The organism is Streptomyces sp., assembly GCF_035563135.1.
Lineage (GTDB): Bacteria > Actinomycetota > Actinomycetes > Streptomycetales > Streptomycetaceae > Streptomyces.
The window spans coordinates 1-12,644 of the sequence record NZ_DATMVN010000746.1 but is presented as its reverse complement, the minus strand read 5'-3'; the positions used below and the strand labels follow the sequence as shown (position 1 = coordinate 12,644).

Below are 12,644 nucleotides of genomic sequence, written 5' to 3'. Positions count from 1 at the left end.
CGTCGCTGGCCACCACATCGGGATCCATGGTCAGCCGCCCCACCGGGCAGCCCTTCAGCACCTCGCGTTCGCGCAGCAGATAGGCCGAGATCCGCTCGTACGCCGATCCGGGACCGTCCAGCAGGCGCCCGGCCGTTTCCCGCATCTCCTCGGATGTGCGGAGCACGGCGGCGAGTGCCAGATCGGGCTTGCCCGCGAAATGGTGGTACATGCTGCCCTGGCCCGCTCCCGCCCTCTGCTGGATCGCCTTGGGGCTCGTGCCCACATAGCCGCGCTCCCACAGGAGTTCCTGGGTCGCCTCGATCAACCGGTCCGCAGTGCTCATGAGGGTACTGTACATACCAGTAGGTACAGAACCCGTACTGTCCGGCGCGAACATGTGGGAGCCGGCTCTGAAATCGTCGTCCCCCCATCGCTCGGACCTTCTTCTTCCCGATCGTCCGGGCAGCTGCCGGCGTCTTCGCACCGCTGCGCCGCACTGCCGGACGCGGCCGCCGGGGTGCGTGACAGCCGTACGGCTTCCACCGGGGCGGCCCCGTGGGCGAGTACTCCCCGGTCGTCCTGCCGGGCCGGCGGTGCGCGGCTGGTGAGATCGGTAAGGACGAGTACGGGCGAAAGCTCTCCGTCCTGGACGAGCCCCGCGCCCGTACGCCAGGAGAGGCCCCTCCTGATCGCGAGGCGCGGGTGGGGGCCGGGCGCGAAACGGACGGAGCGCGTCGATCCGAGTGGATCGACGCGCTCCGGGGTGCGCTGTGTGCGGTGCGCGGCCTCGTCGAGGTCAGCCGACGACGGCCGACCGGCCGCGCGTCCGTGCTGCCGTCGGTTCCATGAGGCCCGGGACGTCCGCGCCGAACGGGCCGTCGGTCGTCGACCCGTACACCGGGAGCGGGGGCAGAGCGGTGGTGAGGGACGGTGCGGGCAGGGTGAACCAGATGACCTTGCCCTGGTCGTCGCTCGGTCGTACGCCCCAGCTCTCACTGACCGCGGCGATCATCGCCAGTCCGCGTCCCGAGGTGGCGGACGCATCGGCATCGCACACGGTCGGCAGCCGGGGGTCGTGGTCGTGGACGGACACCGTCAGCCGGTCGAGCAGCAGCTCGATCTCGACGGTGCATGATTTGTCCGGCTGCGCGTGCCGGTGGACATTGGTCAGCAGTTCGGTGACACCGAGCGCGGCATGGTCGATCAGAGGATCGAGATGCCAGTAGCGCAGTTGCGCCGAAATGATTCTGCGGACCTGACCGATCCGCGACGGCAGGGCCTGGAGCTCCACCGCGCAGTGCCTGCTTGGCTCGCTGATCACGGCTGCGACTCCCCGAAATAGGTCCGGAAGAAGACGAAGGAACGGATCCAGCAGATGGCTGGCTGCTGTTTCTGGTCATGCGTGGTCCGCCCTGCGTGGCTCCCGGCGGGGTGGCTCTCGCTGTCACCACCGGTGCACCATCAGTGACGTGTGACCAGCGTGACGCAGGGGGTTGGGCTCCGCAACTCGCGGTGTCCGTACCGGACCGTAGCGTCAGATCCGCCGTCCCGCGGCCCGCCGCAGGACTTCCAGGAATCTGCGGACCGGCGCGGCGCCGCCCGGCCTGCGGTTGCGCTGGCCCATGGTCAGCCGGTACCGCACCCCGTCGATACGGGCGATCGCCGAGTCGGAGGCCAGGAACCACGGTTTTCCGGCGCTCACAGCCGTCACCGGGGCACTGGCGATCTCGCGTCCGTCACTCGTCAGCAACGCGATCCGGCCGTCCTTGACGATCACCTGGCCGGCCCTGGTCAGCGACCGTGCCCACCGCTGGATCCTGACGTCGCTCGCGCGGAACTCGACCACGCCGAACTCCGCCGCGCCGAATTCCGCAGCGCTGAATTCCGTCTCAGCCATGGCGACTTCGCCCCCCTTGTACCGGCTTCTGCAAGTCTGCCCGCGGAACGGTCCCCTGCACCAGGCCCCATCACCACCTATTCCGGGCAGGACCGGCCGGGGCATGGGGAGCCGGGGGCCTCTGGGCCAAGGGAGGGCTATGGGCCGTCAAAGCAAACGTTTGTGCTGGTGGGGGGAATATCGTGGGGCATGGACCGTACCGTCGTCACCCGGAGGAGACCGCTGATGGACACCAGTGAGCACACACCTGGCGGTGGCGTGACGGAGACCCTGGACGTCGACCGCAGCGATCCGGACTACCGGGCCTGGCTGAAGGAAGCGGTGCGCAAGGTCCAGGCGGACGCCAACCGCTCGGCGGACACACATCTTCTGCGCTTTCCGCTGCCGGAGCACTGGGGCATCGATCTCTACCTCAAGGACGAGTCGACGCACCCGACGGGCAGCCTCAAGCACCGGCTGGCCCGTTCGCTCTTCCTCTACGGGCTCTGCAACGGCTGGATCCGCCCCGGCAAACCGGTCGTCGAGGCCTCCAGCGGCTCGACAGCCGTCTCGGAGGCGTACTTCGCGAAACTGATCGGTGTGCCGTTCGTCGCGGTGATGCCCCGGACCACCAGTCCCGAGAAGTGCCGTCTGATCGAGTTCCACGGCGGCCGGTGCCACTTCGTCGACGACTCCCGCCGGCTGTACGAGGAGTCGGCCGCCCTCGCGGCCGGGACCGGCGGACATTACATGGACCAGTTCACCTACGCCGAGCGAGCCACCGACTGGCGGGGGAACAACAACATCGCCGAGTCCGTCTACCAGCAGCTGAGGCTCGAGAGGTATCCCGAGCCCACCTGGATCGTCGCCACCGCCGGCACCGGGGGCACCTCCGCGACCATCGGGCGCTACGTCCGCTACATGCAGCACGACACCCGGATCTGCGTGCCCGACCCGGAGAACTCCTGTTTCTTCGACGGGTGGACCCGGCACGATCAGCTGGCGTCCAGCGACTGCGGCTCACGCATCGAAGGCATCGGCAGGCCCCGGATGGAGCCCAGCTTCGTGCCCGGAGCCATCGACCGGATGATGAAGGTGCCCGACGCGGCCAGCGTCGCGGCGGCCCGGGTGCTCGAACGCGCCATCGGCCGCAAGGCGGGCGGTTCGACCGGCACCGGTCTGTGGAGCGCCTTCAAGCTCGTCGCCGAGATGGTGGAGAAGGGGGAGACCGGAAGCGTCGTCACACTGTTCTGCGACCCGGGCGACCGCTATCTCGACAAGTACTACTCGGACGGCTGGCTGAGCGAGCAGGGACTGGACATCCGGCCGTACACAGAGACGATCGACCACTTCCTGGCCACCGGCGCCTGGCCGTCCTGATCCGGACGGGAGCGACGGTCCGCCGAGCGGGACGAAGACCCCGCACGGGTTTCAGTCCTCCAGCAGGAAGCCGAGCTCGCGGGCGAAGACCCGACGGCCGGCGGTCGCCAGCAACGGATCGAACCAGCGGGGCAGCAGCCTCACGCGCAGCTCCTCGACCCAGATCACATGCGACCCCGAACCGGTCGGGCACACCTCGATCGACGCACGGCCGCGCACCACGGAACCCCGCTTCTCCAGCCGGCACAGCCCCGCCCGGCCGGCGGCGGGCGGGGTCCACCGCACCACTTCCATCGGATCGTCGAAACCCAGCGGCCCCACTCCGGTACGGGCCACGAAGAGCGTGCCGGCCCGGGTGGGCATGCCTGCCCGGACGGTGACCGAGGTCAGCGGAACGGTCCCACCGTGCCGCTCCCAGTCGGTCACCCGACGCCACGCCTCGGCAGCCGGAAGGGGAGTGAAGCGCTCGATGCGGAATACGGCCACATATCGATACTAGGACGTCCGTCGCCCGTGAGCTCAGGAGCGGAAGCCGCGGACGCCCCCCGGCAGTGCACTACTCGTCCGGCTGCCCGCCCGCCACCACCAGGCCGGGCAGATGTTCCTCGATCTCCTGCCTCTCGGTGTCCGACAGGCCCGCGTCCGTGACGAAGGTGTCGACCTCGTCGAGCCCCGCGAACGAACTCAGCCCCACCGTGCCCCACTTGGTGTGGTCCGCGACCACGACGACGCGCCTGGCCGCCCGCACGAAGCGGCGGTTCGTCTCGGCCTCCGCGAGGTTCGGCGTGGAAAGGCCGGCCTCGACCGAGATCCCGTGCACACCGAGAAACAGGACATCGAAGTGGAGCGAGCCGATCGCACGGTCCGCGACCGGCCCGACGAGTGAATCCGAAGGCGTGCGGACCCCGCCGGTCAGGACCACTGTGGCAGCCCCGGCCCGCGTCCCGCCCGCCGCCGTCGGACGCTGCGCGCCGTGGAACACATCGGCGACCCGCACCGAATTCGTCACCACGGTCAGCCCCGGCACGTCCAGGAGGTGACGGGCCAGCGCGAACGTCGTCGTACCGCCGGAGAGCGCGATCGCACTGCCGGGCGCCGCCATCGTGGCCGCCGCGCGCGCGATGTCCTCCTTGGCGCTGAGCTCCAGCGTCGACTTGGCCTCGAAACCGGGCTCGTGCGTGCTCGCCTCGACGACCGGGACGGCTCCGCCGTGCACCTTCTCGATGACGCCCTGGCGCGCCAGGGCGTCCAGATCCCGGCGGATGGTCATGTCGGAGACACTCAGCTTGCGGGTCAGTTCGTTGACCCTGACCCCGCCGCGCTTGCGCACATCGTCGAGAATGAGCGCGCGCCGCTGCTCGGCGAGCAGGTTCTGGTTCTCGCTCAACGCCGGGACCCGGTCCTTCCCTCTGTCCGCACGGTCCGGCAGCGGTCCTGCGGGACGAACTCATCCTCCCACGCGCCTCAGCAGGCGGCTCCACTGGGGAGATTCGGTGAGAGCCGGTGCGGTGAGTGCCTCCCGTCCGCGATGGTGGTGACTGCGCATCAGTTCACCTCCCAGCCGCCCCCTCCCGCCGGCCGCGAGCCGTCCGGGCCCAAGAGCGAGGCACCGACATTGCCCACTGTCCCCCAGGCCGAGACCGAGGCCGCGGCCGCGCAGAGCGGCGGCGCCGCACTGGAACTGCTCGTCCACGGTGTCGGCGGAGCAACCCCGCAGGAGATGCTCGGGGACCCGCGTACGACCAGGATCACCGGTGACACCACGGCCGCCGTCCACCGGCGCACCGAGGACGTCGGAGCCGAGTACCGTCCCGGACGTCACCGGGACGGCCCGGTCGCCGAGGCCTACTGCTGGTCCAACCTCACCTCGGGCAACGGCGCCCGGGCCCTGTGGCTGCTGCTGCTTCCCTTCATGGTGGTCAACCTCGCCCACTGGATGCGGCCCACCGCGCGGGGACGCACCCACACGGTCCGGCTCTACGGGGTGCTCGTGCGGCTCCTCGCGCTCAGCCTCACCGTGCTGCTGACCGCTGCGGCCTGCGAGGTCGCCCTCGACCTGGTGGCCTGGCAGTGCGCGGGGACGCCCGAGTGCTCCGTGCAGCGCTCCTGGCTCGGTTTCCTGTCCACCCGGCAGGACGGGTGGTTCGCCCAGCCCGGGCGCCGTCTCGCCGTCGCCGCGCTCGTGCCGGCCGCCCTGGTGGGACTGCTCTGGTACCTGTCCCACCGGACCTGGAGCGCCTACGAGTCCCAGCGCCCTCTGTTCACGGACGAACCGGACCGTACGGAAACGGACACGGACGTGGACGCGGACGCGGTGGCACGGTCGGGCGCGCCCCTCGTCCGCCCGGCCCTCGGCAGGCCCGGCTTCTGGTACGGACGCAGGCTGGTGGCCCGGCTGCGCGCGGCGCACACCGCAGCCGGATTCCTCACGGTCGCGGCCGCGGTCGGCGGTACCGCGGCCCGGCACGACCGGGCCGCGCACAGCCCCGTACCGACAGTGATCGGCGTCCTGTTCGAGGCGGCCCTCGTCCTGTGCGGACTCGTCACCGTCGCGGTGGTCTGCCGCCGGGGGCGCAGCGAACGACGGCTCGACAACCGGCTCGACCGGGCCGTCACCACCTACCTCCCGGCCACCGCTCTCGCCCTGCTGCTCTGCGCAGCGGCGTACGCCGGCTGGTCGCGCCCCGGCTGGGTCTCCTCGGGCGCCCTCCCCGGGGAGACGGTCTTCCGGGCGCTCACCGTGGGCCAGGGCCTGCTCGTCGTCGTACTCGCCGTGGTGGCCCTGAGCCTGTACCGGAGCGCCTCCGAGCCGCGCACCACCCTCCACGGCCTCGGCGGGCCGGCCGTGGCCATGCTCGCCTGCGCCCTCGGCGGTGTGATGACCGGCGGGATCGCCCAGCGCGTGGCCGACTGGCTCGACGGCCCCGGAACCCCCGGGATGGGCGCGGATGCCGCCATGGAGGGACCCCCCGTGCTCCTCAGCTGGCAGGCCTCCGTCATCCCGGTCCTGTTGCTACTCCTGCTCCCGCCCGTCGTCTGGCTGGCGGTGCGCACCGCGCGTCGCGCCCGCCGGCTGGGGCCCGTGATCGAGGCGGAGTACGAGGGGGAGCACCCCGAACCCGGACGCACCCGGCAGATCGCACGCACCCGGGCCACCGCCGCGCTCACCGACTCCGCCCCCGGGATCATCGGGCTGCTCTCCGCCGCCGCGCTGCTGCTCGGCGCCGCAGCGGTGACCGGGTCCTGGCTCACGGGCGAGGTCCCGGGCCTCGCGATGGACGGCACGCCCCCGTTCGTCGAATCGGTCGCCGAGACGGCCCAGTCGACCGGCTCCTGGCTGACCGGATTCGGCGTCATACTCTTCGTCACCTGGGGCCGTCGTGCCTATCGTGACGTCTCCGCCCGGCGCACCATCGGCATCCTCTGGGACGTGGGCACGTTCTGGCCGCGTGCCGCCCATCCCTTCGCACCGCCCTGCTACGCCGAGCGGGCCGTACCGGACCTCTCGTCCCGGATGTGCGCATGGACGGGGCGCACCCGCGGCAGGCTCGTCATCTCCGGCCACTCCCAGGGCAGCGTGCTCGCCGCGGCAGCGGTGTGGCAGCTCCCCGACCCGGCGCGGCACCGGGTCGCGCTGCTCACGTACGGCTCCCCGATCGAGCGGCTGTACGGGCGGTGGTTCCCCGCCTACTTCGGCCGGGTCCCCCTCGAAGACCTGCAGCGGTCCGTGCACTGCTGGCGCAACCTCTGGCGTGCGACGGACCCGATCGGCGGTCCGGTCCGGATCGACGAGGGGCAGGGCCACGAAGTGGACCGGGGACCGCTGAAGGACCCGCTGGTCTACGGCCGCACGGTTGAACATCCTCTGCCGGAACCGGTCCTGGGACATTCGGAATACCAGGCCGACCCGGTCTTCGCCGTCGAGCGCGCCGCTCTCCTGGACCGGCTCGGCCCTGTCGTGCCCCAGCAGGCGGGCGCAGGCGAGGAGGACCGGGGCGCCGCTCAGGGCAGAGCCGGAAGGTCCTCCGGGTAGAGCATGGTCAGGTCGTCGGTACTCGGCTCGGCGAGCTGGGCGACCCGGCCCGCATGCCGCTCCACCATCGACTCGAAGGTCTGGCGGGCCGTCCGGCCGTTTCCGAAGGCGGGGCCCTTGGGAAGCGCCGTGAAGTACTTGAGCAGCGCTTCCCCCGTCCCCTCCGCCAGGCTGTACTCGTGCTCGTCGCTCTGCTGCTCGACGATCCGCAGCAGCTCCTCGGGCTCGTAGTCGCTGAAGGTGATGGTCCGTGAGAAACGGGACGCCACACCGGGGTTGACCGTGAGGAAGCGCTCCATCTCGTGCGTGTATCCGGCCACGATCACCACCACGGCGTCACGGTGGTCCTCCATCAGCTTCACCAGCGTGTCGATGGCCTCACGGCCGAAGTCGCGGCCGGAGTCCTCGGGCGACAGGGCGTACGCCTCGTCGACGAACAGCACCCCGCCGCGCGCCCGGTCGAACGCCTCCTGGGTGCGGATGGCCGTGGACCCGATGTGCTCACCGACCAGGTCGACACGGGACACCTCCACGAGATGGCCGTGCTCCAGGACGCCGAGCGAGGCAAGGATCTCCCCGTACAGCCGGGCCACCGTCGTCTTGCCCGTGCCGGGGGAGCCGGTGAAGACCAGGTGCCGGCGGACCGACGCCGCCTTCAGACCGGCTGCCCGACGCCGGCGGCCGACCTCGATCATGTCGGTCAGCGCCCGGACCTCGCGCTTGACGCTGTCCAGGCCCACCAGCGCGTCGAGCTCGCCCAGTACGGCGCCCGGATCGCGTACCGGTCCGGAGGGGGACGAAGGTGCGGAGACGGGCTCGGCGGCCCGCTGCCCGGGCACCGCGCCGAGCAGCCCGGGCGTGGTCTGCGTCGCCGTCAGGACCGGGGGAGGCGGGGGAGTGGCGCCGCGCAGGCCGCTCTCGTCACTGGTGCAGTCCTGTGCCACGGGGCCGCCCGTGTGCCCGTCACCGCCGGAGGCGTCGGCGAACTCGTAACCGCCGCGTGCGCACCGCTCGGTCCGGCAGCGGGTCAGGGTGGAACGGCAGCCGTCCATCACATGGAAGCCGTAACCCTCGCTCCCCGTGACCCGGCAGCTGTCGAAGGTGCCCCGGCCCTCGGCGGAGACGTAGAAACCGGCCTCCGCGGGCGAGGTCACCGTGCACCTCTCGATGACAGGGTCGGCGCCCTTGGTCACGATGACCCCGGTCTGCACCGCGTCGATGGTGCAGTTGTTCAGTGTGCCGCCGCTGCCGTGGTCACGGAACCAGGCTCCGGTGGACGCCTCGCGGATCCGGCAGTCGTCGAGCTGGGCGGTGGCTCCGTCGCTCACCGAGACCGCGGTGTTGCGGATCTGGGACAGATCGCTGTCCACGACATCCGCGCGTGAGCCCCGGTCCAGGACGAAGAGGGCGTCGGGCACGTCGTGGACGCGGCACGAGTCGAGTACGACCGTCGCCCCGTCACTCACCCACACCGCCGGGTAGTCGCCCGTACTGTCGTGGATCTCGCACTGGTTGGCATCGACACGGGTGCCCGGGTCCCAGACCGAGAGGCCGTTGCGGCCGAACCTGCGGACGGTGGAGCGGGTCAGGGTGAGTACCGAACGGGACCGCAGGTCGACCGCGTTCTCCGGGATGTCGTGGATGTCGCAGTCCGCGAGTGTGAGGACGGCGTCGGTGTCCAGGGTGACCCCGTCGGCGGATGTGCGGTGCACGGTGCAGTCCGTGAGATGGGCGGTGCCCCTCGACGTGACCTGTATCCCGCTGCCCTTGATCTCGTACACCTCGCAGCCCACCGCCTCCAGACCGCTGCCCTCCCCGGTCACACTCAGTCCCGCGCCCGACGAGTGATGCACGCGGCAGCGCTCGAGCCGGGGACGCGCGCCGTCGCGCACCGAGATGCCGGACTGCCCGGCCGAGACGATCTCGCACTCCTCGAACACGCCGCCGGCGCCGTCGAGTACGGCGATGCCCACGCCGGCCGGATTGTCGACCGTGCAGCGGCGCACGGTGGGCCTGGCCGCGCCCCGCACCTCCATGCCGACGGCCGACCTGGTCACGATGCGCAGGTCCGACAGCTCCGGAGAGCCCTCCTCGACGAGCAGCGCGGGGGCGGCCGAGTCCTGGCCCTCCACATGGAGGTCATGGAGGACGGCGGAGGCGCGGACGGTCAGGGGGACGCCGTCGGCCGGCGCGATCCGTACGGACCCGGCGGAGCCCTCGGGACCTCGCAGTGTCACCGCGCGGTGGATGACGAGATTCTCCCGGTAGGTACCGGGGGCGACGGTGAGGACGTCACCGTCCGCTGCGGCCTCCAGAGCGGCGGTGAGGGAAGCGTATTCGCCCGTACGGCGCCGCCATCGCGATGTGCCGGTGTGCGTCACCTGGACCGTGCCCTGTGCCATGGTGCTGCTGTGCCCCCACCTCGTGCCGTGTGCGCCGCCTCGTGCCTGTCCGCAGTGCAGCCGTTCGCCGGCAGTCCTGCGGCCCGCCTGCCGAGGAGTCGGGCGGGCCGGTCCACCGTAGCGCGCGTGGCGGACGCGAACCGACGGGCCGGCTGCCGAACGGCCCTGATCAGCCGGACACGGGAGGAACTTGCGCCTCCGGGGTCAGCTGCCCGTGCCCGTTCTGCCCCAGTCGGGGCCGACTTCGGCCCAGGCGCGGTCGAGCCGGGCGTACCGCCTCTGCATCATGCGCCATACGGCGAGCCTGCGGGCGGTTTCCGTCAGACCGCCCGCGAGCAGCGCAGCGCCCATGCCCGCGAGAACCGCGTGGGTACGGGCCGTGGAGGTGTCCATGGGGCGCATCGCGGGGTTGCCCCGCCCGTCCGTCCATATCCGGATACGGGCGCCGGGAGCGGTCTTCGCGGACTCCGTCGACACGGTGCCCGTACGCGCCGTGCCGTCCGGGGCACGCCAGCCGGCCACCACCGACGTGCGTATGGGCCCCTCGGTGACAGCCGCCTCGGGGTCGCGGACGAACCGGGACGTGCTCGAGGCCGGGCGGACCACGACAGCCGTGGTGAGATGGAGTCGCTCGTGCTGGGCACGCACCGTCCGCTGGAGCGTGTCGTCCGTGAGCGAACCGGCCTTCCAGCCGATCGCCGGTGCCGCCAGCAGCATCAGCAGCAGCGCGACCAGCGCCGCCCACGCCTCATGACGGTCGGTGGCCCGGCACACGGGATTGTGCCGCCACCGCCGGATTCCGAGAACCGCTCGCACAGTCGTGCACCCCCTTCCCTGTCCGTGATAACCCGGCCGGGTCGCGACCGCCTCCGCCCGCAGCGAAGAGAGAGCAACCTCACGCCGCCAACACCTCGCATCCACCCCTGACTTCCGGGGCGCCGACAGTCCGGACGGTCAGTCGAGGACGCGCACCGGGTCCCCCGTCCGGATCACACCGGTACCCTCCGGGATCAGGTTCTGGCCGAAGAGGAGCTGCTTTCCGTTCCTGCGGTGCCGCGCCAGGGTGCGCAACGGCTCCTTGCCCCGCTCCGCCGTCCGCTGGTCGGTGGTCGTGACGACACACCGCCCGCACGGTTTCACGACGCGGAAGGCGACCTCCCCGATCACGATCCGCTTCCAGCCGTCCTCGGCCCAGGGCGCTATACCGTCCACGACCACATTGGGCCGGAAACGGTTCATGGGCAGCGGTCCCTCGCCCGCGTCGTCCCCCTGCGCCACCAGCAGATTGAGCGCGTCCAGCGAAGCGCGCGCGGTGAGGAGCAGCGGGAAGCCGTCGGCGAGCGACACGGTCTCGCCCGGCCGGCCGAACTCCGGATCCACGAACCTGCGGTACGACGGCGCGTCGAGATGGACGAGCCGGACCTCCGCGCCGAGGCGCGCGCTGAACCAGGCGTGCGCAGCCTCCGAAGCCACTGCCAGCTCGACCTTGCTCCGGTGGAGCTCGGTGAGGACAGTGCGGGCCGGATCAGGCACCTCCACCCTCAGCGACGGGCTTCCGGGCGCAGACAGAGCCACTCCGCCACCGGGCACGAGCTCGGCGGAAAGCTGTGCCATGCGGGGCCGCTGGCGCTGGGTGACGACTCTGTTCTCATGGTCGATCAGCATCCACCGGCGGTCCCCGCCGAGTCCCCATGGCTCGACGGCCGCCTCGTCGGCTGCGCGCGCGGCCAGTGACTTGACCGGATAGATGTGCACGGCACTGAGTACAGGAGAAAGCATGGCTTCATCCTGCCAGCCGTCACTGACAGGGGGAGGCAGCGCCTTTCAGTACCCCCGGCCCTGGTACGGGCGGTTGTAGGGGTCCTCGTACGGCGACTGCGCCGGAGCGGGCGCGGGCCGGGGGGACGCGGGGCGCATCGCCTCGTACCCCGTACCGGTCCGCTGCTGCTGTTGCGGCTGCTGCTGGTATCCACGGGGAGCTGACGGCTGCTGCGGGATGTACGGCGCGGGTGCCTGCAACTGCGCGGGCTGCATCATCGGCGCCTGCTGCATCCCGGCGTTCTGGTACTGCGGCTGCGCCGCCTGCTGCGGGTAGCCGTAGGACCCGGTGTGCTGCGACGGGGCAGCGGGCAGTGCCGGGAGCGCCGACGGCAGGGCCGGCAGATAGCTGTTCCCGGTGTCGTAGGCGGCGGGTACCCGGATCGGCGCGATCTGAGGGGTTCCCCGCTCGGCGACCAGGGAGTCGTAGATCGGGGTGTCGGGGAACGACGGCGCGGCGTAGTGGCCGCTGCCGTAGGTGGAGCGGGGGGAGGTCATGACACCTAAGTTAAGCCCACGATGTGCTGGTTGGGGAGCCCCAATCTTAGGGTTATCCGATTTACGTTGCTTTTGTCGGCCTGACCTGCCAAGACAGCGTGAAAGCCTCATTGATGACGAAACCGAGGGCGGCGTGGCAACACTGCTGGCCGGCCGGCTGGACCGTGTTCGAGAAAGTGCTGATCCGGTTGGTCGGCCGTCCGGGGATGCGGCGGGCGGCCGTCCGGACGGTGGGCTCGCGGGTGATGCCGTCGGCGCCGGTGGAGATGATGACCTCGTGCTCGTTTCGAGTGCTGTCACAGCGGACGGCCTCGTAGCCGCCTTCCTCCGGGGCGGCCACGGAGGCGAGGACGTGCGCGCCGCGTCCGTCGGCAGGCTCACCGCCGCCCACCGGGCCGGTGGGGTCCGGTGACCGCGCCGAGAAGGCTCACGGCCCCCGGGGTGGCCGGCGACCGCTGTCACCGGCCGGAGAAATGTGCAGGCCGGCCCCGGAACCGCTGTGACCGGTCATTCGGGGCGGCCGAAGCGGCGGGCGGCCCACAGGAGAGCCAGTGCGCCACTGCCCAGAAGGAGGGTGGCTTCGAGGGCCAGGGACGGCTGCCGGCCGGCCCACTCGATGCTGACGGCAGCCGCCTGGTCCGGTACCCGCAGGGTG

Annotated in this window: 12 protein-coding genes; 2 read left to right on the top strand and 10 right to left on the bottom strand. The window is 71.4% G+C overall.

Going from position 1 to position 12,644, the window contains the following annotated elements; genetic code table 11:
* The 3 genes from VN520_RS33380 to VN520_RS33370 all read right to left on the bottom strand — a co-directional run.
* Positions 1-325 (bottom strand): TetR/AcrR family transcriptional regulator (locus VN520_RS33380; protein WP_325750689.1); only part of this gene is annotated, 325 nt, incomplete at its 3' end.
* A 453-nt stretch (positions 326-778) separates the two neighbouring features.
* A complete protein-coding gene (locus VN520_RS33375) occupies positions 779-1,303 on the bottom strand; it encodes an ATP-binding protein (protein ID WP_325750688.1) in 525 nt (174 codons plus the stop codon).
* Positions 1,304-1,516: 213 nt separating this feature from the next.
* On the bottom strand, positions 1,517-1,879 hold the full coding sequence (locus VN520_RS33370) for a hypothetical protein (RefSeq protein ID WP_325750687.1): 363 nt from the start codon (positions 1,877-1,879) through the stop codon (positions 1,517-1,519).
* Between the two features lie 225 nt (positions 1,880-2,104).
* On the opposite strand from VN520_RS33370, the gene VN520_RS33365 reads away from it, so the two are divergent.
* A complete protein-coding gene (locus VN520_RS33365; RefSeq protein ID WP_325750686.1) occupies positions 2,105-3,238 on the top strand; it encodes a PLP-dependent cysteine synthase family protein in 1,134 nt (377 codons plus the stop codon).
* A 51-nt stretch (positions 3,239-3,289) separates the two neighbouring features.
* Here the strand turns inward: VN520_RS33365 and VN520_RS33360 are convergent, their stop codons facing one another.
* Together VN520_RS33360 and VN520_RS33355 are read right to left on the bottom strand one after the other, a co-directional pair.
* A complete protein-coding gene (locus tag VN520_RS33360) occupies positions 3,290-3,724 on the bottom strand; it encodes an SRPBCC family protein (protein WP_325750685.1) in 435 nt (144 codons plus the stop codon).
* A 70-nt stretch (positions 3,725-3,794) separates the two neighbouring features.
* The gene (locus VN520_RS33355) at positions 3,795-4,625 is read right to left on the bottom strand and encodes a DeoR/GlpR family DNA-binding transcription regulator (RefSeq protein ID WP_325750684.1); all 831 of its coding nucleotides are present in this window, start codon (positions 4,623-4,625) and stop codon (positions 3,795-3,797) included.
* A gap of 333 nt (positions 4,626-4,958) precedes the next feature.
* Between VN520_RS33355 and VN520_RS33350 the strand changes: the two genes are divergently transcribed.
* The gene (locus VN520_RS33350) at positions 4,959-7,271 is read left to right on the top strand and encodes a hypothetical protein (RefSeq protein ID WP_325750690.1); all 2,313 of its coding nucleotides are present in this window, start codon (positions 4,959-4,961) and stop codon (positions 7,269-7,271) included.
* Here the strand turns inward: VN520_RS33350 and VN520_RS33345 are convergent.
* The 5 genes from VN520_RS33345 to VN520_RS33325 all read right to left on the bottom strand — a co-directional run bounded on the left by VN520_RS33345 (position 7,241) and on the right by VN520_RS33325 (position 12,380).
* A complete protein-coding gene (locus tag VN520_RS33345) occupies positions 7,241-9,673 on the bottom strand; it encodes a right-handed parallel beta-helix repeat-containing protein (RefSeq protein ID WP_325750683.1) in 2,433 nt (810 codons plus the stop codon). The two genes, VN520_RS33350 and VN520_RS33345, sit on opposite strands and share 31 nt — an antisense overlap.
* A 204-nt stretch (positions 9,674-9,877) precedes the next feature.
* Positions 9,878-10,489: a hypothetical protein gene (locus VN520_RS33340; RefSeq protein WP_325750682.1), complete on the bottom strand. Its 612-nt coding sequence runs from the start codon at positions 10,487-10,489 to the stop codon at positions 9,878-9,880.
* Between the two features lie 138 nt (positions 10,490-10,627).
* Positions 10,628-11,452, bottom strand: a complete 825-nt coding sequence (locus tag VN520_RS33335) for an MOSC domain-containing protein (protein WP_325750681.1) — start codon at positions 11,450-11,452, stop codon at positions 10,628-10,630.
* 45 nt (positions 11,453-11,497) lie between these two features.
* Positions 11,498-11,989 carry a DUF6643 family protein gene (locus VN520_RS33330; RefSeq protein WP_325750680.1) on the bottom strand — a complete coding sequence of 164 codons (492 nt, stop codon included), beginning with the start codon at positions 11,987-11,989 and terminating at the stop codon, positions 11,498-11,500.
* Between the two features lie 61 nt (positions 11,990-12,050).
* Positions 12,051-12,380: a hypothetical protein gene (locus VN520_RS33325; protein WP_325750679.1), complete on the bottom strand. Its 330-nt coding sequence runs from the start codon at positions 12,378-12,380 to the stop codon at positions 12,051-12,053.
* Positions 12,381-12,644: the final 264 nt, after the last annotated feature.